At 73.4% G+C, this 22,858-nt stretch carries 20 protein-coding genes; 11 read left to right on the top strand and 9 right to left on the bottom strand.

What is annotated here, in order from left to right:
- Positions 1–290: 290 nt before the first annotated feature.
- A complete protein-coding gene (locus tag ACH4PY_RS31620; RefSeq protein ID WP_398190817.1) occupies positions 291–4,469 on the top strand; it encodes a beta-galactosidase in 4,179 nt (1,392 codons plus the stop codon).
- Positions 4,470–4,578: 109 nt separating this feature from the next.
- Here the strand turns inward: ACH4PY_RS31620 and ACH4PY_RS31615 are convergent, their stop codons facing one another.
- Both ACH4PY_RS31615 and ACH4PY_RS31610 read right to left on the bottom strand, forming a co-directional pair.
- On the bottom strand, positions 4,579–4,977 hold the full coding sequence (locus tag ACH4PY_RS31615) for an alpha/beta fold hydrolase (protein WP_398190814.1): 399 nt from the start codon (positions 4,975–4,977) through the stop codon (positions 4,579–4,581).
- Between the two features lie 137 nt (positions 4,978–5,114).
- Positions 5,115–6,245: an N-acetylmuramoyl-L-alanine amidase gene (locus ACH4PY_RS31610; RefSeq protein WP_398190811.1), complete on the bottom strand. Its 1,131-nt coding sequence runs from the start codon at positions 6,243–6,245 to the stop codon at positions 5,115–5,117.
- Between the two features lie 208 nt (positions 6,246–6,453).
- Between ACH4PY_RS31610 and ACH4PY_RS31605 the strand changes: the two genes are divergently transcribed.
- The 3 genes from ACH4PY_RS31605 (at position 6,454) to ACH4PY_RS31595 (ending at position 7,861) form a co-directional block, all read left to right on the top strand.
- Positions 6,454–6,702, top strand: a complete 249-nt coding sequence (locus tag ACH4PY_RS31605; RefSeq protein WP_398190808.1) for a DUF6480 family protein — start codon at positions 6,454–6,456, stop codon at positions 6,700–6,702.
- A 108-nt stretch (positions 6,703–6,810) separates the two neighbouring features.
- The gene (locus ACH4PY_RS31600) at positions 6,811–7,245 is read left to right on the top strand and encodes a universal stress protein (RefSeq protein WP_398190806.1); all 435 of its coding nucleotides are present in this window, start codon (positions 6,811–6,813) and stop codon (positions 7,243–7,245) included.
- 115 nt (positions 7,246–7,360) lie between these two features.
- Positions 7,361–7,861, top strand: coding sequence for a macro domain-containing protein (locus ACH4PY_RS31595; RefSeq protein ID WP_398190803.1), 501 nt, complete (start codon positions 7,361–7,363; stop codon positions 7,859–7,861).
- 37 nt (positions 7,862–7,898) lie between these two features.
- On the opposite strand, the gene ACH4PY_RS31590 is transcribed toward ACH4PY_RS31595, so the two are convergent.
- On the bottom strand, positions 7,899–8,504 hold the full coding sequence (locus tag ACH4PY_RS31590) for a GPP34 family phosphoprotein (protein ID WP_398190801.1): 606 nt from the start codon (positions 8,502–8,504) through the stop codon (positions 7,899–7,901).
- A 270-nt stretch (positions 8,505–8,774) separates the two neighbouring features.
- Between ACH4PY_RS31590 and ACH4PY_RS31585 the strand changes: the two genes are divergently transcribed.
- Positions 8,775–9,212 (top strand): VOC family protein, encoded by a 438-nt coding sequence (locus ACH4PY_RS31585; RefSeq protein WP_398190798.1) that lies wholly within the window; start codon positions 8,775–8,777, stop codon positions 9,210–9,212.
- Between the two features lie 15 nt (positions 9,213–9,227).
- Here the strand turns inward: ACH4PY_RS31585 and ACH4PY_RS31580 are convergent, their stop codons facing one another.
- On the bottom strand, positions 9,228–9,593 hold the full coding sequence (locus ACH4PY_RS31580) for a DUF488 domain-containing protein (protein WP_398190795.1): 366 nt from the start codon (positions 9,591–9,593) through the stop codon (positions 9,228–9,230).
- Positions 9,594–9,716: 123 nt separating this feature from the next.
- Here ACH4PY_RS31580 and ACH4PY_RS31575 point away from each other — a divergent pair, with 123 nt between their 5' ends.
- Positions 9,717–10,523 carry a uracil-DNA glycosylase gene (locus ACH4PY_RS31575; protein WP_398190793.1) on the top strand — a complete coding sequence of 269 codons (807 nt, stop codon included), beginning with the start codon at positions 9,717–9,719 and terminating at the stop codon, positions 10,521–10,523.
- 103 nt (positions 10,524–10,626) lie between these two features.
- On the opposite strand, the gene ACH4PY_RS31570 is transcribed toward ACH4PY_RS31575, so the two are convergent.
- Both ACH4PY_RS31570 and ACH4PY_RS31565 read right to left on the bottom strand, forming a co-directional pair.
- Complete coding sequence (locus ACH4PY_RS31570; RefSeq protein ID WP_398190790.1) at positions 10,627–11,055, bottom strand: hypothetical protein; 429 nt, start codon at positions 11,053–11,055, stop codon at positions 10,627–10,629.
- Positions 11,052–11,723: a helix-turn-helix transcriptional regulator gene (locus tag ACH4PY_RS31565; RefSeq protein WP_398190787.1), complete on the bottom strand. Its 672-nt coding sequence runs from the start codon at positions 11,721–11,723 to the stop codon at positions 11,052–11,054. The genes ACH4PY_RS31570 and ACH4PY_RS31565 overlap by 4 nt, the downstream gene beginning before the upstream one ends.
- Positions 11,724–11,901: 178 nt before the next feature.
- Here ACH4PY_RS31565 and ACH4PY_RS31560 point away from each other — a divergent pair, with 178 nt between their 5' ends.
- From ACH4PY_RS31560 to ACH4PY_RS31545, 4 genes are read left to right on the top strand one after another with little or no spacing between them, the layout of a single operon-like run.
- Positions 11,902–12,288, top strand: coding sequence for a cupin domain-containing protein (locus ACH4PY_RS31560; RefSeq protein ID WP_398190784.1), 387 nt, complete (start codon positions 11,902–11,904; stop codon positions 12,286–12,288).
- A 30-nt stretch (positions 12,289–12,318) separates the two neighbouring features.
- The gene (locus ACH4PY_RS31555) at positions 12,319–12,780 is read left to right on the top strand and encodes a low molecular weight protein-tyrosine-phosphatase (protein ID WP_398190781.1); all 462 of its coding nucleotides are present in this window, start codon (positions 12,319–12,321) and stop codon (positions 12,778–12,780) included.
- On the top strand, positions 12,777–13,634 hold the full coding sequence (locus tag ACH4PY_RS31550) for a fructosamine kinase family protein (RefSeq protein ID WP_398190778.1): 858 nt from the start codon (positions 12,777–12,779) through the stop codon (positions 13,632–13,634). Before ACH4PY_RS31555 ends, ACH4PY_RS31550 begins: the two co-directional genes overlap by 4 nt.
- Positions 13,635–13,676: 42 nt before the next feature.
- Positions 13,677–14,648, top strand: a complete 972-nt coding sequence (locus ACH4PY_RS31545; protein WP_398190775.1) for an aldo/keto reductase — start codon at positions 13,677–13,679, stop codon at positions 14,646–14,648.
- A gap of 80 nt (positions 14,649–14,728) precedes the next feature.
- On the opposite strand, the gene ACH4PY_RS31540 is transcribed toward ACH4PY_RS31545, so the two are convergent.
- From ACH4PY_RS31540 to ACH4PY_RS31530, 3 genes are all read right to left on the bottom strand, one after another.
- On the bottom strand, positions 14,729–18,703 hold the full coding sequence (locus tag ACH4PY_RS31540; RefSeq protein ID WP_398190772.1) for an Ig-like domain-containing protein: 3,975 nt from the start codon (positions 18,701–18,703) through the stop codon (positions 14,729–14,731).
- Between the two features lie 280 nt (positions 18,704–18,983).
- Positions 18,984–20,690: a purine-cytosine permease family protein gene (locus ACH4PY_RS31535; protein WP_398190769.1), complete on the bottom strand. Its 1,707-nt coding sequence runs from the start codon at positions 20,688–20,690 to the stop codon at positions 18,984–18,986.
- Positions 20,691–21,094: 404 nt separating this feature from the next.
- The gene (locus tag ACH4PY_RS31530; RefSeq protein ID WP_398190766.1) at positions 21,095–22,201 is read right to left on the bottom strand and encodes a substrate-binding domain-containing protein; all 1,107 of its coding nucleotides are present in this window, start codon (positions 22,199–22,201) and stop codon (positions 21,095–21,097) included.
- Positions 22,202–22,350: 149 nt separating this feature from the next.
- Here ACH4PY_RS31530 and ACH4PY_RS31525 point away from each other — a divergent pair, with 149 nt between their 5' ends.
- Complete coding sequence (locus ACH4PY_RS31525) at positions 22,351–22,848, top strand: MarR family winged helix-turn-helix transcriptional regulator (protein ID WP_398190763.1); 498 nt, start codon at positions 22,351–22,353, stop codon at positions 22,846–22,848.
- Positions 22,849–22,858: the final 10 nt, after the last annotated feature.

The raw sequence follows: 22,858 nt of genomic DNA, 5'->3' as shown, positions 1-22,858 counted from the left end.
TAGCCGACAGGGTCGGCACAGAATCCGACGCAACTCAACAGTTGGCGACATGACAGACCAGCTGTGCGGTGGCTGTCAAGGGATCTGACGAGAACTCATCGGTGTGTATACCCGCCACCCCTTGCTCATTTCGGCAAATGAGCGGGTGTTATGCAGGAGTATGTACCTTTACACAAGCAGAAGACGACGACCTTCGTCCGATCTCTTGTGCCACCCCGCCCACCCTCCTATTGTGCGACTTCGATGGAATCTGTTTGGAGTTGACATCCTTGGCACGCCAGGAGGGCGCAGTGCGACGTAACCCCGACGGTTCGGCGGTCGGCAGAGCCGGCCGGCACAGAAAGTGGTGGGCGGCGGCCGCGGCGGCCGTGGCGCTCACCCTGACGGCGGTGCCCGCGCTGCCCGCCGTCGCCGCATCGCAGGCGCAGCCGGCCACCGCGCAGGCCAAGCCCACGGGCACGGCGCACAAGGTGACCTTCGACGGCTACTCGTTCATGGTCGACGGCGACCGCACCTACCTGTGGTCCGGCGAGTTCCACTACTTCCGGCTGCCGAGCCCCGACCTGTGGCTGGACATCTTCCAGAAGATGAAGGCGGCCGGCTTCAACTCCACCTCCCTCTACTTCGACTGGGACTACCACTCGCCCGCGCCCGGCGTGTACGACTTCACCGGCGTGCGCGACGTGGACAAGCTGCTGGACATGGCGCAGCAGGCGGGCCTGTACGTCATCGCCCGCCCCGCCCCGTACATCAACGCCGAGGTCGACAGCGGCGGACTGCCCGGGTGGCTCACCACCAAGAAGGAGCAGAACCGCACCGACGACCCGGCGTTCCTGAAGTACTCCGACGAGTGGCTCACCCAGATCGACCGCATCATCGCCCGCCACCAGCTCACCAACGGCACCGGCACGGTCATCGCCTACCAGGTGGAGAACGAGTTCTACAACGGCTCGGCGAGCGCTCGCGCGTACATGCAGCACCTGGAGGACAAGGCCCGCGCCGACGGCATCACCGTGCCGCTCACCGGCAACAACAACGGCACCTTCAACTCCGGTGACGGCGCCCTGGACGTCGACGGACCCGACTCCTACCCGCAAGGGTTCAACTGCTCCAACCCGTCGAAGTGGAACGGCGTCCCGAACCTCAGCTACGACCACCCGGCCGGAAAGCCGCTCTACACCCCGGAGTTCCAGGGCGGCGCCTTCGACCCGTGGGGCGGTCCGGGCTACGACAAGTGCGCCGAGCTGATCAACGACCAGTTCGCGAACGTCTTCTACAAACAGAACATCGCGGTGGGCGCGACCGCCCAGAGCTTCTACATGACCTACGGCGGCACCAACTGGGGCTGGCTGGGCGAACCGCAGAACTACACCTCGTACGACTACGGCGCCGCGATCCGGGAGACCCGCGAGCTGGACCCGAAGTTCGACGAGGACAAGCTCATCGGCTACTTCACCCAGTCGGTGGCCCCGCTCACCAAGACCGACGAGATCAGGTCGACCCCGCCGGACAACGCCAAGGTCGTCGACACCGCGCGGATGAACCCGGACTCCGGGACGCAGTTCCACGTCCTGCGGCACGGCGACTCCACCGCGACCACGACCGACACCACCCACATCGCGCTGGACTTCAACGCCCAGCCGTCCGCCGACACCACGTACACCCACGACGACACCGACGCCGCGCTCGACTACACCGGCACCTGGTCGCACGTGGCGAACCAGAGCTACACCGGCGGCGACTACCAGAAGACCGAGTCCTTCTCCAACACCGCGGGCGACTTTGTCACCGTCCCCTTCGACGGCACCGCGGTGCGCTGGATCGGCCCGAAGACGAACAACCACGGCTACGCCGACGTCTACGTCGACGGCACCAAGGAAGCCACCGTCGACGACTCCGGCAGCGAGGACCAGGCGGTCGTCTTCCAGAAGAGCGGCCTGTCCGACGGCCCGCACACCCTGAAGATCGTCGTCACCGGCAGCCACGCGTCGGGCTCCACCGACAACTTCGTCTCCATCGACGCGATCGACGTGCCGAAGGGCGGCGCCACCGAGGCGACCTACCCCGTCGTCCCGCAGCAGCCCGGCACCGCGATCACCCTCGACGGCCGCGACTCGCACATCGTCGTCGCGAACTACAAGCTCGGCGGCACCCAGCTGCAATATTCCACCTCCGAGATCATGACCACCGCCGCGATCGGTGACCGGGACGTCTCGGTGCTCTACGGCGACAAGGGCAGCGACGGCGAGACCGTGCTGCGCTACACCTCGAAGCCGACCGTGACCAGCAGCGGCGGCGACGTCACCACCACCTGGGACCCGGCCACCGGCGACCTGCGGCTCAACTACACGCACAACGGCCTGATCCGCATCGCGATCAGCGGCGGCGGCTCCCGCCCGGCGCTGCTGATGGTCGGCGACAAGCCCACCGCCGAGACGTTCTGGCGGCAGGACACCGCGTCCGGCCCGGTGCTGGTGCGCGGCAGCCACCTGCTGCGCACCGCGACCAGCCGGGACGGCGGCGCGACCCTCGCCCTCACCGGCGACAACGCCGACGTCAAGGACATCGAGGTCTTCAGCTCGGCCCGCCAGGTCACCTGGAACGGCAAGGCCGTGCACACCGGCTCCAGCACGACCGGCAGCCGCACCGGACAGATCCCCACCGCCCAGGCGGTGCGGCTGCCCGCGCTGACGCACTGGAAGCACACCGAGGAATCCCCCGAGGCCGCGCCCGGCTTCGACGACTCCGGCTGGCAGGTGGCCGACAAGACCACCACCAACAGCTCCTCCGGCGTCAACTCGCTGCCCGTGCTGTACGCCGACGACTACGGCTTCCACACCGGCAACACCTGGTACCGCGGCCGCTTCCGCACCTCCGGTTCCGAGACCGGCATCCACCTGGTGTCCGACTCCGGCGGCAAGGCGCAGGCCTTCTCCGCCTGGCTCAACGGCACCTTCCTCGGCAGCTCCACCACCGGCAGCGCCGACTTCACCTTCCCGGCGGGCGCGCTCAAGTCCTCCGCGGACGGCGCCGACAACGTCCTGTCGGTCCTGACCGTCAACATGGGCCACGAGGAGGACTACAACTCCTCCAACGGCAACAAGACCGCCCGCGGCCTGACGAGTGCCGCGCTGCTGGGCGCCCCGCTCACCCCGGTCACCTGGCGCGTCCAGGGCGTCCGCGGCGGCGAGGACCTGCTCGACACCGCCCGCGGACCGCTCAACAACGGCGGCCTGTACGGCGAGCGGGCGGGCTGGTCGCTGCCCGGCTACCCGGACGGGTCCTGGAGCAACGTCTCGCTGCCCGCCACCGACACCCGCGCGGGCGTCTCCTGGTACCGCACGGACGTCGCCCTCGACCTGCCGCACGGCCAGGACACCTCGGTCGGTCTGACGTTCACCGACGACCCGAAGCGGCAGTACCGGGTAACGATCTTCGTGAACGGCTGGCAGGTCGGCAACTACGTCAACTACCTCGGCCCGCAGCACTCCTTCCCGATCCCCAACGGCATCCTGAATCCCGACGGGAACAACAGCATCGCCCTCGCGGTGTGGAACCTCGACGGCAGCACCGGCGGCCTCGGCACGGTGGCCCTGACGAACTACGGCAGCTACACCTCGCCGCTGAAGGTCGCGCAGAACCCCGCGCCGCGCTACAGCCACGCCGTCTACGCGATGCCGGCCGCGCCCGGCACCGACGTCACGCTGGACGTGCCCGGCACGGTCCAGGCGGGCAAGGCGTTCACGGCGACGGCCACCGTGGCCGTACCGGCGAACCAGCCGCCGGCCAGTTCGGTGTCGGCCGCGCTGAAGCTGCCCGCCGGGTGGACGGCGAGCGCCCCGCAGCCCGCGTCCGTCGCGCGGGTGCTGCCCGGCAGGTCCGCCGCGATCCGCTGGACGGTCACCCCGCCCGCCGGAACCCTGCCGGACGCCTCCGCGCTGAGCACGACCGCGCGGTACGTGCAGCGCGGCAGACCCGCCACGGCCGGGGACGAGCGCATCGTCAAGGCCATCCCGCCGCTGCCGCCGGCCGGGCAGAACGCCGTGAGCGACCTGCCGTTCCTGTCGTCGAGCAACGGCTGGGGCCCCGTCGAACGCGACACCAGCGTCGGCGAGCAGGCGGCGGGCGACGGCAAGCCCCTCACCGTCGCCGGCACGACCTACGCCAAGGGGCTCGGCACCAACTCCGTCAGCGACGTGCAGCTCTACCTCGCCGGCACCTGCACCCGGCTGACCGCGCAGGTGGGCGTCGACGACGAGACGGGCGGTGGCGGCACCGTCACCTTCTCCGTGATCGCCGACGGCAAGGTGCTCACCACCACCGGGACGATCCGCGGCAAGCAGGCGGCCGTGCCGCTCGACGTCGACATCACCGGCGCCCAGGTCCTCGACCTCAAGGTCGGCGACGCGGGCGACGGCAACGGCAACGACCACGGCGACTGGGGAGCGCCCACACTGACCTGCGGCTAGCCGCCACGGGAAGGACGGCGGCGCGGGCCGGCCGGGGAACGCCCCCGGCCGGCCCGCGCCGTGTCGCGCGGCTCAGGACAGGCTCAGGACAAGAAGGCGTCGGCCGCCTTCACGAAGGCCTCGGCGCCGTCGAACCACGGATAGTGCTCGGGGCGACCAGCACCAGCCGCCGCACCCGCACCGGGTGCCGGGCCGCGTACTGCACGGCGACGTCCGCCCCGCCGGCGTGCGCCAGCAGGTCGAAGCGCTCCAGCCGCAGATGCGCGCGCAGCGCCTCCACGTCCGCCACCTGGCGGTCGCAGCGGTACGACGACGCGTCCGCGGGCCGTTCGGAGCCGCCGGTGCCGCGCGGGTCGGCGAGGACCAGCCGCCGGTACGCCGCCAGGCCGTTCAGGTCGCCGAGGGGGCCGCAGCCGGCGGGCCCGCCCGGCGGGCAGACCAGCGGTGCGCCGCCGCCGGTCATGCGGTGGGCGAGACGGGTGCCGTCCGGCGCGGTGAAGGTGGGCATGCCCCGCAGTGTCGCAGGGCCCCGCGGCCGCCGGCCGATCCCGAGGTGAACGCGAGGGTACGCCCGGCGGGCGCGGGCGGGGCGCCGCACGGGGTGACCGTACGGCGCCCGCCCCCGGGCCGGGGTCCGCTACCGGCTCAGCCGCACAGCGCCTCGCGCACGGTGCCGCCGACCACCGCGCACCAGGTGCTCAGGTCGACCTTGCCGTTCGGGCGCAGCCCGTGCAGGCGCTGCATGGACTGCACGGCCTTCATGGTGGCGTGGTCGTACGCGCCGCTCGCGGTCACGTCCGCGTAGCCCTTGCGGGCGAGCATGAACTGCAGGGCCGTGACCGGCAGGCCGGTCGCGTGCTTGTCCAGCGGCGGGGCCAGCGCCTCCCACGTGGCGGTGTCGAAGGTGGCGTCGGGGGTGACCGGGATGCCGTGGGTGGTCTGGAAGTCGGCGAGCGCGTCGTTCATGTCGTAGCCGAAGACGCCGTCGGCGGTCAGGGAGTAGCCCGCCGCGTCCAGCAGGTACTGGCCGACCTGCACGACGGGGCTGTCCACGAAGCGCCAGATGTCCGGCCAGCGCCGCGCGGGCGCCGCCGACGCCGGGACGCCCAGCTCGTGCAGCACCCGGGTGCGGATCATCGGGAACTGCGCGTAGAAGGCGATGCCGGGGCAGTCGGTCTCCCGGAAGTCCCAGTGGCCGAAGATGTCCCACGCGTTCAGCCGGAACTGGCGGCACACCGCGGTGCACAGCTGCACGAGGGAGTCCAGCAGCGCCTCGGGCGGCGTCTCGGTGATGTACGTGCCCTCGTTCTCGATGCCGATCGCGTTGCCGTTCTCACCGGGGCAGTGCGCCGCGGTGACCTGGTGCTCACCGGCGTCCAGGGTCTCCAGGCTGCGGTGCCGCCCCTCCAGGACGTACCCGCCGCGGCTCACCGTGAAGTGCTGGCCGGTGTCCGCCCAGCCGTTGGTGTCCATGTGCAGGTCCTGGCAGTCCCGGGCCAGCTGGAGCGCGTGGTCGCGTGAGTAGTCGGTGACGTTGGGGAACGCCATGTGGTGGAGGATGATCTTGTTGGTGGTGTTGCCGGTGATCTGGATCGGGCTGGACGGCGGCCGCGCGCCCCAGCTGTCGCAGTCGATGATCCAGGGGAACTCGCCGGACGGCGCCGCCTGCGCGGCGCCGGGAAGCGCGAGTTCCGTGCCGACGACCGCGGCGACCGCGGTGCCCAGGCCGACTCTGAACAGCGTCCGGCGTTCTACCTCGTGCTCGTGTCGGGTCATGCACACTCCGCAACGGAGAGGGGACGGCAGCCGGATCGCGGCTGCCGATGACCTCCGGAGAATACGGAGCCAGCTGACGCGCAGCCAGGACTTCCGCGCAACGGGCCGCGCTTGACGTGGAAGATCCCCTTTGCGCCCGGTGGGGTTCACCCGTGCGGCAGCGGGTAGCCGAGGTGCGGAGCCAGGAACCACCACCACGGAGGCCACCATGGCGGTCACCCGCGCACCACAGCCCGTGAACCCGCACCTGCCCGACGAGGGCCTGGGCGTGCCCGGGGACTCGGTCCCGGCCGCCGGGCACTCCGCGCCCGCCGAGTCCGGCGTCTCGTCCCTCGACGCGCCCGAGCGCGTGGCGTTGAGCCGCGGCTGGGCGGCCGGGCCGGTCGTCTGGATCTTGCTCGTCGTCGCCGTCTTCGCCGCGGGTGTGCTGGGAATGGCGGTCGAACTGATGCGGTGACGTGGCCGTCGTCACGTCGCAGGGGGGAATGCACGCCCGTGTCCGGAGGCTGACCCATGAGGGCGGGCCACGAACCCCTGGGGCCCTTTCGGACAAGGAAGTTGATAAATGTACAAGAACATCCTCGCCGCCGTCGACGGTACCCCGCACGGCACCGGGGTACTGGACACCGTCGCGTCGCTGGCCAAGCTCACCGGTGCCGCGGTCCACGTCATCCACGTCCGGCCCTCCCACGTGGTGACCGACGGGATGTCCGGCAGCGTCTACACCTCGGAGGAGCCCGCCGAGGGGCGCCAGGTCGTCGAGGACGCGCTCGCCCGGCTGCGGGCGGACGGCGTCACCGCGGACGGCGAGGTCGACGAGGGCCTGAGCGAGGACCTGGCGGCCATCCTGGTCGAGCGCGCGTCCGCGCTCGGCAGCGACCTCATAGCGGTCGGCCCCGGCCACTACAGCGGCATCTCCGCGCTGCTCCACAACAGCGTGAGCCGCGGCGTGGCGAAGTCCGCGCCCGTGTCCGTCCTCCTGGTGCGCGCCGAGGCCTGATCCCCCCCGGGGACCCTCGGAACGCCGGTCCCGACGCCTGCTGCCCGACGCCCGGCCCCGGTGCCCTGACGGATATCAGGGGACCGTGGCCCGGTGCGGGTGCGAGGATCGGGACATGGTCGAGATCGAAGTGGTACAGGGCGACATCACGCAGCTGCCGGTGGACGCCATCGTCAACGCGGCGAACGAGTCGCTCGGGGGCGGTGGCGGGGTGGACGGCGCGATCCACTACGCCGCGGGCCGGGCCCTGGCGCCGTGCCCGCGGGGCGAGGCGCGCACGACACCCGCCTTCGACCTCGATCCGCCGGTACGGCACGTCATCCACACCGTCGGGCCCGCATGGCACGGCGGTGTGCGCGGCGAGGCCGCGACGCTGGCCTCCTGCTACCGCGCGTGCCTGGCCGAGGCCGACGCGGTGGGGGCGCGCACGGTCGCCTTCCCCGCCGTTTCCACCGGGATCTTCGGCTACCCGGCGGACAAGGCGGCCCGTATCGCCGTGACCACACTGCGGTCCTGCCCCACCGCGGTGGAACGCGTCCTGCTGGTCGCCTTCGACAAGGCGGCCCGCAAAGTGCTGGAGGCCGCGCTGGCGGAGAGCCCGGCGGGGGAGGGCTGAGCGGCTCCCCGCAGCGGGCGCGGCCGCCCGGGGCCGGTCAGCCGCCGCGCCAGATGTTGTCGAAAGCCGCCTGCTCGATCCTGCGGCGCTGGCGCACCGCGTCCAGCTCCACGACCGCGTCGCCGACCGTCGCGAGGACGGCCTCCACGGAGTCGCTGCTGATCGCGGGCGGCTCGGCGGCCGGCCCCGGGTGGATACCGAGGGCGCCCGCCAGGACCGTCAGCACCGGGTCGCCGGAGCGCCAGCGCTCGGCAGCCCGGCGGCGCGCCGGGGTGTCGGTGGCCGTCGCGGGCCCGGGGCGGCCCGGCAGTATCCGGCGGTGCCTGCGGGTGAGCTGCCCGGCCTCCTCCATGACGGCCAGATAGACCGCAGCCAAACCCTCACCGCGGCGCCACAGCCAGTCCTGCGCCGATTCGTACGGCGGCCGCCGCACCAGCGCGCTCGCCGCGTCGACCAGCAGCCGGTCGGCAGGCGTACGGGCCAGGCCGGGCACGATCAGCTCGCCGTCCAGCGTGACGGAGCCGTCGCCGAGCAGGTCGATCAGCTCCGCCCCGGCGAGCACGAGGGAGAGATCGCCGGACTCCACGGGCCGGCTGGACGGCACGTCCAGGCTCGTGATCAGCACGTCCTGCGGTGTGGTCATGCGGGCACTCCCGGCTCGGCCGTCGACGCCGTCCCCGTCCCCGCCCGTCACCCGGGCGGCGGCCCGGTGACCGCGCTTCCGCTACACCCCCGACGGTAGCGCCCCGTCACCCCGCCCGACACCAGGACACTCCTGACGGCGCCCCGGCATGCGCCGGCGCCTGCCGGTCCGGGCGCCGGACCGCCCGCCCCGCGCATGCCGGGCGATCCGAACGGGGCGCCTGTAGCGTGAGCAGGAGCATTCCCGGCGAACGCGCACGAAAGGGTCCGCATGGCATCGGATGCGTCGGCCGACCGTGGCCCCCGGCTGGCCTCCGTGGTCGTGTTCGTCCGCGACCTCGACCAGTCGGTGGACTTCTACCGGGAACTCCTCCTGATGACCGAATCCGTTCGCACCGCGACCGCGGCGCTGCTCGTCGGAGCGGGGGACGCACAGCTCTACCTGCGCGTCATGGGCGGGGGAGGCGAGCACCCGCTCGGGGCGATCGGCGTCCAGTACGTGATCTGGACGGCGGACGGCCCGCAGGACCTCGACCGCTGCGAGCGCATCCTCAAGCAGCGCGCCGCGCACGTGTCGTCGCGCGACAGCGAGGACGGCGTCCGGATGATCGAGGGCCGCGACCCGGACGGCCTCCCCGTCGTCATCTCCCACCCCGGCCCCCAGGGCGCCTCCCGCCACGACATCATGGCCCGCATCTACGCGTGGTAGCCGCGGCGGGGGAGGTCAGGAGGCCTTGGCGGTGAGCCATTCCGCGAGGACCGCGGCCTGACTGTGCGCCAGGTCCTTCGTGGCCGTCACAAGGGTCAGCCGCTCGTGCCCGGCGAGATCCCGCAGATGGGCCACCGCCTCCTGGTGCCCCGCGTCCCGCAGCTCCGCGCGGTAGCGGCGGCGGAACTCGGGGAAGCGATCGGGGTCGTGCCCGTACCATTGGCGCAGCTCGGACGAGGGGGCGGCGTCGCGCAGCCACTCGTCGAAGCGCGCGTCGTCCTTGCGCATGCCGCGCGGCCAGACGCGGTCGACGAGCACCCGGTGGCCGTCCCCGGGCGCGTTCTCCTCGTAGACTCGGCGGTAGCCGATCGGCTCGGTCATGGGCGACACCTCTCGCCGGCGCGGAGCCCCTCACGGGGCACGGGCGCCGCTGTCGGGCGGCATGTTCATTTTACCGGCGCGGCCCGGGCGCGCGCGGTCACCCACCGAGAGGCGGACCAGGGCATGGCGCCGAGCGCACCGCGGGACGACGGCGCCGAAGGCCCCGGTCCTGGCCCCGACGACCCCGGATTCCCCGCCGCGGCGGCCGCCTCCGCCGCCGACGTCGCCGCGCTCGACGCACGGCTCAGCGGCTGCCGGGCCTGCCCCCGGCTGGTGGCGTGGCGCGAGGAGGTCGGGCGGGTCAAGCGCCGCGCGTACCTCGGCTGGACGTACTGGGCCAGGCCCGTTCCCGGCTTCGGCCCGCCGGACGCGGCCCTCGCGGTCGTCGGCCTCGCTCCCGCCGCGCACGGCGGCAACCGCACCGGGCGGATGTTCACCGGCGACCCGTCCGGTGACGTCCTCTACGCGGCCCTGCACACGGTGGGCCTCGCGTCGCAGCCCACCGCCGTCGCAACCGGCGACGGACTCGCCCTGCGCGGCGTGCGCATCACCGCGCCCGTGCACTGCGCGCCGCCGGACAACAAACCCACCACCGTCGAGCGCGACACCTGCCGCCCCTGGCTGGCCCACGAGATGAGGATGCTGCGGCCGACCCTGCGCGCCGCCGTCGTGCTCGGCGGCTTCGGCTGGCAGGCCCTGCTGCCCGTCCTCGCCGACGCCGGCTGGCTGCTGCCCCGCCCCCGTCCCGCCTTCGGCCACGCCGCCCGGGTCCGGCTGCGCGCGTCGGACGGCGGCGCCGAGCTGGTGCTCATCGGCTGCTACCACCCGAGCCGGCGGAACATCTCGACCCGTACGGTGACCCCCGCGATGATCCGCGACGTCCTGCGGACGGCCGCGCAGGAGGCCGGCCTGCCCACCCGCACCGGGTGAGCCCCGCCGGGACCCGCCGCCGAGGCCTCGTCGCGGGCCACGCTCTCCGGCGCCGCCGTCGGGGCCCCGGACCGGGCGGACCACCGGCCGCCCGGCGGCCGGTTCAGGACGTGGCCGCTGCCACGCCCAGGGCGACGAGGAGGGCCACCTTCGCGATCTCGAAGGCCACGTAGGCGAGATGGCCGCGGGAGCGCGGGAGGGTCTCGCCGGCCAGTACGCGGTCGGAGCGGCGGGTGAGGCGGCGGCGGACCACGCCCACCTGGACGGTGAGCAGGACGGCGACCGTCGCCGCCAGTGCGGTGGGGGCGGCGGGGGCACCGCCCGCGGCCAGCGCGGTGAGCACCGCAGCCGCGAGCACCGCCTCGACGGTGTTGAGCGCGCGGAAGACGAGGCGGCCGATGCCCAGCCCGATCGGGATCGTCACGCCCGGGGCGCGGAATTTCAGCGGGGCCTCCAGGAACGAGACGGCCAGCACCATCCCGAGCCAGACGAAGACGAACGCGCTTGCCGTTGCGGCAGAGCCGGAGGTCACCGGAGCGCTCCTTCCGGGCGGGGCCCCGCGGGGGCCAGACGGGCGAGACAGGAGTCGGGCGCGGCGAAGGGTTCGAGGCGCCCGGCGGTCACCGGGGCGCCCATCGCGGCGAGCGCTCCGCGCATCAGGCCGAGGTGGACCGAGCAGACCACCTCGCCGTGCTCCTCGGCGAGTTCGAGGAAGGGGCAGTGCCGCAGCCGGATCGCGCCCGGCTCGACGGCGGGCTCGAACCCGAGGTCGGCCAGCAGTTCGGTGAGCCGCTCGGCGGCGGTGTCGGCGGTGGCGGCCGGGGGCTGCGCCGGATCGACGAGGAAGCCGCCCCACGCGCGCCCCGCTTCCTCCGCGTCTCCGCGCCCCCGCCCGTCCTTCGCGGCGAGCCCGCCGACCAGCACCTGCGCGAGCAGCCGGTAGCCGCGGGCGCCGCCGCGGTCCATGCCGGGGGCGCCGGTGTAGACGGTGCGCGGCCGACCCCGCCCGGCGGGCCGCTGCGTGCGGCGGCTGACGGCGCCTTCGGCGACCAGCGCGTCCAGGTGGAAGCGGACGGTGTTGGCGTGCACGCCGAGTTCACCGGCCAGCTCGGCGACCCCTTGCGGCTCGCCCGCGGCACGCACCGCGTCCAGCACGGCCCGCCGCCGTACGCCCCGCGAGCGCTCCTGCGGTTCCGCCACCGCGACCTCCGTCCCTAGGCCCCGGGCCACCACGCGTTACGCGCCGGGTGCGGCCCCGAGCCGTACCGCCCGCCGTGCCGGGGCCTGCGGCGGAGTTCCGCGGAAGGCCCCGTACTGCTTTTTCACGAATGCTACATGTAATAATTCGGGGACTGTCAGCGGGCCCAGGGAGGCACACATGGCGCCACCGTCCGAAGCGGAGTCCGAGCGAGTACGGGTGGTGGGCGAGGCACGGGCGGCGGCCGGTGACGCCGACGAGGCCGCGGGCGTGCTGTGGAAGCTCAGCGAGCCGGGGCGGCAGCTCGACGCCAACGTGGTCCGGCTGGGCCCGGGCGCGCGGGTCGCCCCGCACGTCGAGTCCGACCTCGACGTGCTCGTGCTGGTCCTCGGCGGCACCGGGGAGCTCGCGGGCGGCGAGGCCCCCGAGCAGCTCGCCGAGGGGTCCCTCGCCTGGCTGCCGCACGGCGCCCGGCGCTCGCTCACCGCGGGCGGCGCGGGGCTTACGTACCTGACCGTCCACCGCCGCCGCCCCGGCATGACCGTCGGCCGCCGCCCGTCCGGCTGAGACCGGGCCCGGCGACGTAGGCTGAGGCCCGTGCACATCTGCTTCGTCTGTACGGGAAACATCTGCCGCTCGCCCTCCGCCGAGCTGGTGTTCCGGGAGAAGCTGCGCGAGGCGGGACTCGCGGGTCAGGTGCGGGTCAGCAGCGCCGGGATCGGCGACTGGCACGAGGGCGAGAGCATCGACGAGCGGGCGGGGGAGGCGCTCGTCCGGCACGGCTACCCCGTCGAGCACGTCGCTGCCCAGGTCGGCGCCGGGCATCTGCGCGCGGATCTGCTGGTCGCGATGGACCGCGGGCACGAGAAGGCGCTGCGCGCGCTCGTCGACGACCCGTCACGCGTACGGCTGCTGCGCTCGTTCGACCCGGACGCCGACGGCACCGACGTGCCGGACCCGTACTACGGCGGTCCGGCCGGATTCGACGCGGTGCTGGCTATGATCGAGGACGCCTCTGCCGGCCTGCTGGACTGGGTGCGCGAGCACCTGGGCGGATGAGCGGCGGCGCGGCCGCCGCGGTCGCGCGGCTCACCGGGCTGCGGGTCACCGGCGAGCGCCGGGTGTCCGGCGCGCTCGCGGAGGTCGAACTCGACGGCGGGCGCGTCGTGATGGCCAAGCACACGACCGCCCCCGGCGCGGTCGCCGCCGAGGCGGCGGGCCTGGAGTGGCTCGCGGCGGCCCGCGCGGTGCGGATCCCCGCGGTGCGCGGGTGCGACGGGCAGTGGCTGGTGACCGACCGGGTCGCGGAGGGCCCGGCGACCCCCGCCGGGGCCGAGCGCTTCGGCCGCGCGCTCGCGGCCCTGCACGCGTCCGGCGTCCCGGCGTTCGGCGCCGCCCCGCCGGGCGGACCGGAGCAGGCGTACATCGGCGCCGCCCCGATGCGGAACGTGCCCGGCTCCGACTGGCCGGGCTGGTACGCCGGGCAGCGCGTCCTGCCGTACCTGCGGACGGCGGTCGACGCGGGAGACCTCGGCGCCGCGGACGCCGCCGCCGTGGAGCGGGTGTGCGCGCGGCTGCCGGAGCTCGCCGGGCCCGCGGAACCGCCCGCCCGGCTGCACGGCGACCTGTGGAGCGGGAACGTGCTGTGGGGCGCGGACGGCGAGGTGCGGCTGATCGACCCGGCCGCGCACGGCGGCCACCGCGAGACCGACCTCGCGATGCTGCGGCTGTTCGGCTGCCCCCACCTGGACCGGGTCCTGGCCGCCTACGCCGAGGCGGCCCCGCTCGCCCCCGGCGCCGGCGCGCGCGTCCCGCTGCACCAGCTCTTCCCGCTGCTGGTGCACACCGTGCTGTTCGGCGCGGGCTACGGCCGGCAGGCGGGCGCCGCGGCCCGCGCGTCACTCGCCGCCTGACGCGGCGGTGGCTCCCGCCGCCTGGAACGTAGGCTTTCGGCCATGGACTATGTGAAGCTCGGGACGACCGGACTCGACGTCTCCCGTATCTGCCTCGGCTGCATGAGCTACGGGATCGCGGACCGCGGCAACCACAGCTGGACCCTCGACGAGGAGGCGAGCCGGCCGTTCATCCGGCAGGCCGTCGAGGCGGGGATCAACTTCTTCGACACCGCGAACGTCTACTCCGACGGCACCAGCGAGGAGATCGTCGGCCGGGCGCTGCGCGACTTCGCCTCCCGCGACGAGATCGTGCTCGCCACCAAGGTGCACGGCCGGATGCGGCCCGGCCCCAACGGCGGCGGCCTGTCCCGCAAGGCGATCATGGCCGAGATCGACCACAGCCTGCGCCGCCTCGGCACCGACCACGTCGACCTCTACCAGATCCACCGCTTCGACCCGCACACCCCGGTCGAGGAGACGATGGAGGCGCTGCACGACGTGGTGAAGGCGGGCAAGGCCCGCTACATCGGGGCGAGTTCGATGTACGCCTGGCAGTTCGCCAAGATGCAGCACACCGCCGAGCGGCACGGCTGGACGCGTTTCGCCAGCATGCAGGACCACTACAACCTGCTCTACCGCGAGGAGGAGCGGGAGATGCTGCCGCTGTGCGCGGACCAGGGCGTCGGTGTCATCCCGTGGAGCCCGCTGGCGCGCGGCCGGCTGACCCGGCCGTGGGACGCGACGAGCGCCCGCAGCGAGACCGACGAGTTCGGCAAGACGCTCTACCAGGACGGCGACCGGCACATCGTCGCGGCGGTCGCGGCTGTCGCCGCCGAACACGGTGTCTCTCCCGCGCAGATCGCGCTCGCCTGGCTGCTGCGGCAGCCCGGGGTGACGGCGCCGATCGTCGGTGCGACCAAGGAGCAGCACCTCGCCGACGCGGTCGCGTCGGTCGCGGTGGAGCTGAGCGACGACGACTGCCGCCGCCTGGAGGAGCACTACGGCCCGCGCGGCATCGCCGGGCACGCGTAAATCCGTGCCGAACGCGTGATGCGGGGGCGGTCCGGCCGGACCGCCCCCGCGTCGTGTGCGCACCTCCCGGTGTCGGTGTGTCAGGTCACCGTGACCGCCACGGCGGCCGGAGCGGCGGGGGTGCCGGTCGGGTCGGTGGCGGTCGCCTCCAGGGTGTGCGGGCCCTCGGCGAGCGGTGCGTCCGCGGTGCACGTCCAGGTGCCGTCGGCGGCGACGGACGCGGCGCACAGCGCCGCCCCGTCCGCCGTCACGGCGACCCGGGCGCCCGGCTCCGCGGTCCCGGTGACGGCCGGGGTGGCGCCGACGGCCGCGCCCGCCGCGGGGGAGGAGACGGTCACCGGCGGCGCGAACAGCGTGCGGTCCGGCACCCCGTCGCCGCTGATCCTCACCGTGACGCTGTGCACCGTCACCTGCCCGCCGCCGTTGCGCAGCCGGAAGTCGGCGGCGGAGTGCTGCTGCCCGCCGAAGTAGGCGTCGGTGGCGGTCACGGTGGCGGTCTTCCAGGTGCCGGTGCCGGTCAGCGCGATGCCCGCGGTCGACTTGTACGGGTCGGAGGTGCCGTTGTCGTACTGCACGGAGAACGAGCCCGTGCCCTGGTCGTAGTAGGAGACGGTGAAGGACGCCGAGTAGTACCCGGCGTGGGCGATCGAGTCGTCGATGTCGAAGTAGATGTTGCTCTGGGTGCTGGTGCGCGCGGACAGGCCGTCGATCACCGAGGCGGTCGTCGGGCCGTCGAAGCCGCCCGAGGGCCGCTCGTCCTGGCTCAGGCCGTAGGCCGCGTTGTCCTCGCCGACGACCGTGCCGACCACGGCGGTGCCCGGCGGCAGGTCGGAGGCGTCGAAGGCGACCCCGGCCGAGGCGTCGCTGACCGGGCCGGAAGGGTCGGTCACGGTGGCCGTGGCGGTCTGCCGCCCCGGGGTGAAGCCGCCGTCAGGGGCGCAGCTCCACGCCCCGGCGTCGTCCGCGGTCGCGGTGCACAGCGGTCCGGACGCCTCGCGCACCGTCACGGTGCCGTTCGGGACAGTCGTGCCGGAAACCGCGGAGTCCAGCTTGACGGTCGCCCCGGTGCGCGGGGTGGTGATCGCCGGGGCGGGCGGGAAGGCGTGCCGGTCAGGCACCCAGGCGCCGGTGACGCTCAGGGCCGCGCTGTGCACGCTGAACGGCCCGGCGGCCGAGTGCAGCCGCAGGTCGCCGCCGCCCGTCTGGAGGCCGCCGAACCAGGCCCCGTCCAGGGTGACGCTCGCGGACTTCCAGGTGTTGCTGCCGGTCAGCGCGATGGTGCCGGCCTCGTGGTAGCGGTCCTTCGCGCCCGCGTCGTACTGCACCGACAGCGAGCCGGTGCCCGCGTCGTAGTACGAGACGTCCAGCTTCGCGCCGTAGGAGCCGGTGGCGGCCACGTCGCCGGCGACGTCGAACGACAGGTCGCTGTCCGCGGTGCGGGCGGTGAGCCCGCCGACGTCGCCCGGGGACGACGCGGTGGCCGCGGTCAGGGACAGGCCGAAGTCCCGGTCGGTGCCGCCCAGCACGGTGCCGACGGTGGCGCTGCCGGAGCGCAGCCCCGCGTCGAGGCCGAGCTGCACACCGCCCAGGTGCCGGGCCGCCTTCGGGGCGGTGCCGGTGACGGGCGCGAAGGGCAGGTCCGCGGTCGGCGCTGCGGCCTGCTGCACCACGTAGGTCCTGCCCTTCTTGACCGGTACGGTCAGCAGGTCCGCGCTGCTCGCCCGGACGACGGCCTTGCCGTTCTTGCCGTCCACGACCTCGGTCGCCTTGCCCGGCCACGGGTTCTTGACCGTCAGGGTGCCGGTACCGCCCGCCTCGATCGCGGCGGTCGTGAGCTGACCGTCCTGCACCTGCACGTCGGCCTTCGTGCCGCCCTGGAGGTAGACGCTGCCCGCGCCGTTCCAGTCGGCGGGCCAGGCCGGGGCGAAGCGCACGATGCCGTCGTAGCTCTGGGCCAGCGCCTCGGCGACGGCGGTCGCGGCACCGGACTCCTGCTCGATGTAGGGCTGGAAGCCCACGGAGTTGCCCAGGTCGGCGAAGCCGTTGGGGTAGACCTGGTGCCCCTCGGTGATCGAGATCAGCGCGGCCCGCACCTCGGCCGGGTCCTGGAGCCGGGCGGCGTCGATGGCGTCCATCGACCAGTCGTTGCCGCCCTTGTTGGGCCGGTGGTCGTAGGAGCGCTGCTCCACCGCGAAGAGGCTCGGGTCCTGGTCGCTGACGGTGTTCCACGGCCACAGCGGTTCCAGCTCGATGTTCTCGCCGTTGCGGCGCTCGGCGGCCGGTTCGTACGAGATCGCGATCATGTCCGTGCCGGTCGCGTCGGCCGCCGCCGTCTCCGCCTCGGTGTAGCCGGGGTTGAGCAGCTTGCTGCGGGTGGCCTGGTCGGTGCGCGGGTAGGGCGGGATCCGGGTGAGCGCGGTGCCGACCCGGGAGACCAGGTCCTTGTCGGCGCCCTTGGCGGTGCCGAGGACGTCGGCGATCTGCCCGATCAGCGGGAAGACGGCCCGGTCGACGGCGATGTCGGTCGTCGGGTCCTGCACCGCCCACTGTGTCTCGTGCGCGTTGGCGTTGGCGTGCAGCAGCCCGTCGGCGCCCGGCTTCTGGTAGGCGAGCTGGAATTCGGTGACGGACTTGATGAACGGCCAGTAGCGCTTGAGCTGGGCCTTGTCGCCGGTGCCCTGGTACTGCTCCCACATGTAGAGGGCGATCTCCGGGCCCGAGGAGATGTCGAGGGCGTTCCAGTTGGGGCTGCCGGGCTCGCTGCACGAGCCGTTCTCGCCGGCTCCGGGGGAGATGCCGTTGCCGTTGAAGCGCATGGTCTCCGGCACGCAGGCGCCGGGGCGGCCAGCCATCTGCTGCTTCGTCCAGGCCTCGATGGCCGGCAGGTCCTCGGCGTACATGTCGAAGATCGGGGTGTTGAGCTGGTAGTTGCCGCTGCTCATGTTGGCGGCGATCTGGGTGCGCAGGTTCCACAGCCAGTACGCGGACGGGGTCCAGGTCTGGGCGTCCTTGTTCCAGGCGAACATGTCGGCCTCGCCGGCCTGGCTGCCCGGCAGGCTGCCCTCCTTCATCGACGCCGCCTCTTCGTAGAGGTAGAGCGTGCGGAGGTTCTCGATGTAGTCGGCGCTGCCGTCGGCCGAGGTCATCGAGATCAGGCCGGTGTGCGACCAGAAGTCGCCCCACCAGCGGTCCTGGCTCTTGAGCAGCTTCCCGACGGACGCGGTGGCGTCGCCGCCGACGGTTCTGGACGCGGCCTTGGCGGCGGCCTCGGGGGTGCCGCCGGTCCAGCCCGGGGAGGCGACGACGACCCGGAAGCTGCCGTCGGCGTGCGGGGTGAAGCCCACCGTCACCTCTGTGGGGCTCGCCACCGAGGTGCTCACCTGGCGGCCGCCCGCGGTGATCGCGGCGAGCGACCCGAAGGTCGCGCCGGTGCCGATCGGCGGGGCCTGGTCCGTCCAGGTCTCGGCGAGGGTGCCGACCGTGCCGGAGACGGCGGCGGTGGGCTTGCGGGGCGACCACAGGCTGATGCTCGCGGTCTGCGGGACGGCCGGGTCGGCGCCGGTCACGTCCACGACCAGCTCGTCCTTGTCCGCCGAGACCCACGCGCTGAGCGACATGCCGCCGCCGGACTCGTGCAGCACCCCGTCGGTGAGGTCGAGCTCGCCGTGGAAGTCGGCGGCGTGGGAGATGACCGACAGGCCGGGGATGGTGAGCCGGCCCGGCGACTTGCGGTCGGGCATGGTGTCGGAACGGTTGAGCTGGGCGGTGAAGCCGTTCTCCGCCCACGCGGCCACCCCCAGCGAACCGTTGCCGAGCGGCATCGACGCGGTGGGGTCGAGGTTGGGGGCGCCGAGGACGAGGTCGGAGCGGCTGACCACGCCGGACGGGTCGAGGGCGAACTGCCCGTGCCGCCAGGCGGTGGTGGGCCCGGTGGCCGCGGCGGCGGAGCCCGCGTCCAGCACGGCCGCGCCCGCGAGGGCGGTGAGCGCGGCCGTGCAGAGCGCGACGGCCCGTCTGTACGGAACCCGCCGGGGGCGGCGGGGGGATATCTGCACGAGGCCCTCCAGGGCGTCGATACGGCTCTCGGTCTACGGCAGTGCCGTAGTTGTCCGATGAATGCGCCTGCTTCCTGACGGGTTCTCTGCACGGCATGGCAGCCGCGTGCCCAAACGGGGTGCGCGGCTGCCATAACATCGGATGACTGTCGTTCTAGACCATCGACGGGGACGCCGTAAAGACCCCTGACGCAAGCAAAGTGCCGGCCCGCGGCATCAGCCGCGGGCCGGCACGTCGGACGTCCGGATCCGTGTCCGTGGACGCGGGGGTGAGCCGGTGTCAGCTCCCGGCGGGAGACGGCATCCCGAGATCGACCGGGCCGCCGCCGCGCCCGGCGGACTTGCACATGTCGTGGCAGTCCCGCTCCAGGCTGCAGCACAGCGAGCACACCGCCCCGGCGTGGAAGGGGCAGCCGGCGACGTCCGGGCGCTCGAAGTCCTCCGCGCACACCGAGCAGGTCAGCGTCGCCCCCGACAGCAGTCCGTCCTCGGCGAACAGCGGCTCGGGCTGGTCGTCGATCCGGGCGATGTAGTAGCGGCCCTTCGTGGCCACCGCCAGCAGCGGCGACAGCACCATGGCGACCAGCAGCGCGATGAAGGGCGAGAAGGCCTTGGCGTACTCGCCGAAGGCGTGGAAGTAGGCGGCGATGGAGACGGCGGAGGCCACCAGCATCGAACCGAAGCCCACCGGGTTGAAGTTGTACAGGTGCGCGCGCTTGAACTCGATGTAGGAGGGGCTGAAGCCGAGCGGCTTGTTGATCACCAGGTCGGCGACGACCGCGCCGATCCACGCGATGGCCACGTTGGAGTAGAAGCCCAGCACGGTGTTGAGGAAACCAAAGACACCGCCCTCCATCAGGGCGAGCGCGATCCCGACGTTGAGGAAGATGTAGACGACCCGGCCGGGGTGGCGGTGCGTCAGCCGGGAGAAGAAGTTGGACCACGACAGCGAGCCGGAGTACGCGTTGGTCGTGTTGATCTTGATCTGGGACAGGATCACGAAGAACGTCGCCAGTCCCAGCGCGACCGGCGCGGCGAACGTGTGGATGCCCGAGACGAACTGCTGGATCGGCTCGTTGGCCTTGCTCAGCCCGACGTGCCCGGCGATGTAGAAGGCGAGGAAGGCGCCGCCGATCTGCTTGGCCGCGCCCAGCACCACCCAGCCGGGACCCGCCGCCAGCACCGCGCTCCACCAGCGGCGGGAGTTGGCGGGCGTCTTGTCCGGCATGAAGCGCAGATAGTCGACCTGCTCGCCGATCTGCGCGATGAGCGACAGCGCCACCCCGGCGCCCGCGCCCACCCCGAGCAGGCTGACCGACGAGCCTGTCGGGGAGTTGCCGGCGAAGTGCGTGAACCGCGAGAAGGCGTGCGGGTCCTGGATCGCGATCGACACGAAGGGCGCCACCATGAGCACCAGCCAGACCGGCTGCGTCCACACCTGCATCTTCGACAGCGCGGTCATCCCGTAGAAGACCAGCGGCAGGATGATCAGCGCGCAGATCAGATATCCGGCGGCCAGCGGGATGTGCAGGCCCAGGTCGAGTGCCTGGGCCATGATCGAGCCTTCGAGGGCGAAGAAGATGAAGGTGAAGCTGGCGTAGATGATCGACGTCAGCGTGGAGCCGAGGTAACCGAATCCCGCGCCCCGCGTCAGCAGGTCCATGTCGATCGAGTAGCGGGCGGAGTAGTACGAGATCGGAATTCCGGTGAGGAAGATGGTGACCGCGGCGGCGAGAATCGCCAGCAGTGCGCTGCCGAATCCGTGCGAGATCGCGATGGAGCCGCCGATCGCGAAGTCGGCGAGGTAGGCGATGCCGCCGAGCGCCGTGGTGGCCACCACGTAAGGGCTCCAGCGGCGGAAGGACTTCGGCGCGTAGCGCAGCGAGTAGTCCTCCAGTGTGGTGTTCCTCGCCCAGTTGCCGTACCGGCGGGTCCTGGTGCCGGTGGCGCCGCCGGGGGGCGCGGAGGTGTCGACCGTGTCCGTCACGAGAACTCCCTTTTCACGTCCGCGGGTCGTGGTTCCGCCGCGCGGGGCGGGGCCCTTCGCGGCGTTGGAAGAGTCCCGCTCGCGTGTTTCCCGGCGATGTCCGGCTCTTTAAAAGGGGTGACCGGGAAAGAATGCGGGTGACGCGCGTAGAAAGAGAGGCGGAAGGAAATAGGGAGAGGTATTTCCGGGCGCACCGAGAAGTGCGCGGGCAATTCCGCCGCGGGCCCGGGGGCGCGGGCCGCCGATGGTACGGGCGGGCTGCCGTACGGCGGCCCGCCGGGCGCCGTCACAGGTGCGGCCGCCGGGCAGATGCTTCCCCCAGAAAATATTTCCTGCGGAAGGTACTGTCAATGCCCAGGCCGTGCGCGGCCGCCCGGCACCCGGTCGGCGGGGGAGGAGCGAGCTCACAGTTGCGCGAGCACAGCGAAGTCGAAGGCGTCCGCACGGGCCAGGTAGACGGGCTGGTCCAGATGGCTGCCGCGCAGCCGCAGGGCGCCGCGCGGGCCCTCGTACCCGACCGACTGCCGTACCGCGTGCATCGCCCGGACGTCGCAGCCGCCCGCCAGTTCGGCGAGCGCGCCCAGCAGCCGCAGCCCCTCGTAGCAGGACTCGCCGAGGCTGCCCACGACCGGGGCGTCGAGCCCGAAGCGGCCGGTCAGCCGCCCGGCGAAGTCCAGCGACTGCGCGGTGGCCAGGGACGCGAAGTAGCCCGCCGCCGCCCACAGCCCTGCGGTGCCCTCGGCGCCGCTGGCCAGCAGGATGTTCTCGTCCATGTGGGTGCTCAGCCGCTGGCAGCGGTCCGGCAGCCCGCGCGCGGCGAACGCCCGGTTGAAGCCCGCCGCGTCCGCCCCGACCAGCAGCATCAGCACCGCGTCCGCCTCGGCGCGCTCGATCCGCCGCAGCACCGGGCCGAAGTCGGCGGTGCCCAGCGGCAGCAGCGCCTCGCCCACGGTGCGCCCGCCGCAGTCGTGCGCGTACCGCCGGGCCGCGGCCGCCGTGACCCGCGGCCACACGTAGTCGTTGCCGACCGTGAACCAGCGCCGTACCCCGGTCGCCTCCGCCAGCATCCGCATCGCCGGGCGCAGTTGACGGCGGTCGGTCTCACCGGTGAGGAACACGCCCGGGGTGCGCTCGCCGCCCTCGTACTGCGCGGTGTAGACGTACGGCACCAGGTGCGCGACGCGCGGGGCCAGCTCCCGGCGCACCGCCGAGATGTGCCAGCCGACCACCGCGTCCACCGCCCCCAGCCGCACCAGCGCCTCGACCTCGGCGGCCACCTGACGCGGCGGTCCCGCCCCGTCCACCGGGACCAGCCGCACCGGGCGGCCCGCCACCCCGCCCCCGGCGTTCAGCTCCTCCGCGGCGAGCTGCGCGGCCAGCTCGCAGGACGGTCCGAGGATGCCGCCGGGCCCGTGCAGCGGCACCACCAGGGCCACCGCCAGCGGCCGGTCGGCGCCGGTGGCGGGCCTGCCGGGCGGGACGGTGCGGAGGCTGCGGGCCGGCGGGAGCATGCGGCCACCTCCGGAGGGGGCGAGGGTACGGGGGCGGCGCGCGGCACGGCGCAGCGCACGGCGGGGGAACGGCGGACCCGGTCCCGGCACCCTTGCGGAGACCTCCTAGTGTGGCCGAACAGTAGTCCCGGGAAAGGACACCGGCAAACATGCCCTCGCAGCCGTCGCGGCACCCCGGGCGCGACCTCGCGCTCGTCCTCAGCCGGGCCGAACGCCTCGTCGTGGCACGGCAGTCGGAGCTGCTGGCGGCCGAGGGCTGCTCGGTCGAGCAGTGGCGGGTGCTCAGCGCGGTCGCCGGGGCGGGCGGGCTGCCCATGTCGGAGATCGCCGACTACGCGCTGATGCCCGCGCCGAGCCTGACCAAGCTGGTCGACCGGATGGTCGCCGACAACCTGGTCCACCGCCGGGCCGACCCCGGCGACCGGCGCCGGGTGCTGCTGCACCTGGCCCCGCGCGGCCGGGCGCTGCACCAGCGGGCTGCCGCGCGGGTCGCCGCCGACCACACCGGGCTGCTGGCCGCCCTCGAAGCGGCGGCCGGGACGCGGGCCGCGGGCGGCGCCGGGGAACTGGCCGCCGCCCTGACCCTGCTCGCGGACCTCGCGGCGGAGCCGGGCGCCGCCGCGGGCCGGGCCCGGGTGCCGCGCTGACCGGGCCCGC

The sequence above is a fragment of the Streptomyces sp. NPDC021224 genome, assembly GCF_044332905.1.
Lineage (GTDB): Bacteria > Actinomycetota > Actinomycetes > Streptomycetales > Streptomycetaceae > Actinacidiphila.
Note: the sequence above shows the minus strand (reverse complement) of the source record. Positions and strands in the feature narration are given on the sequence as shown.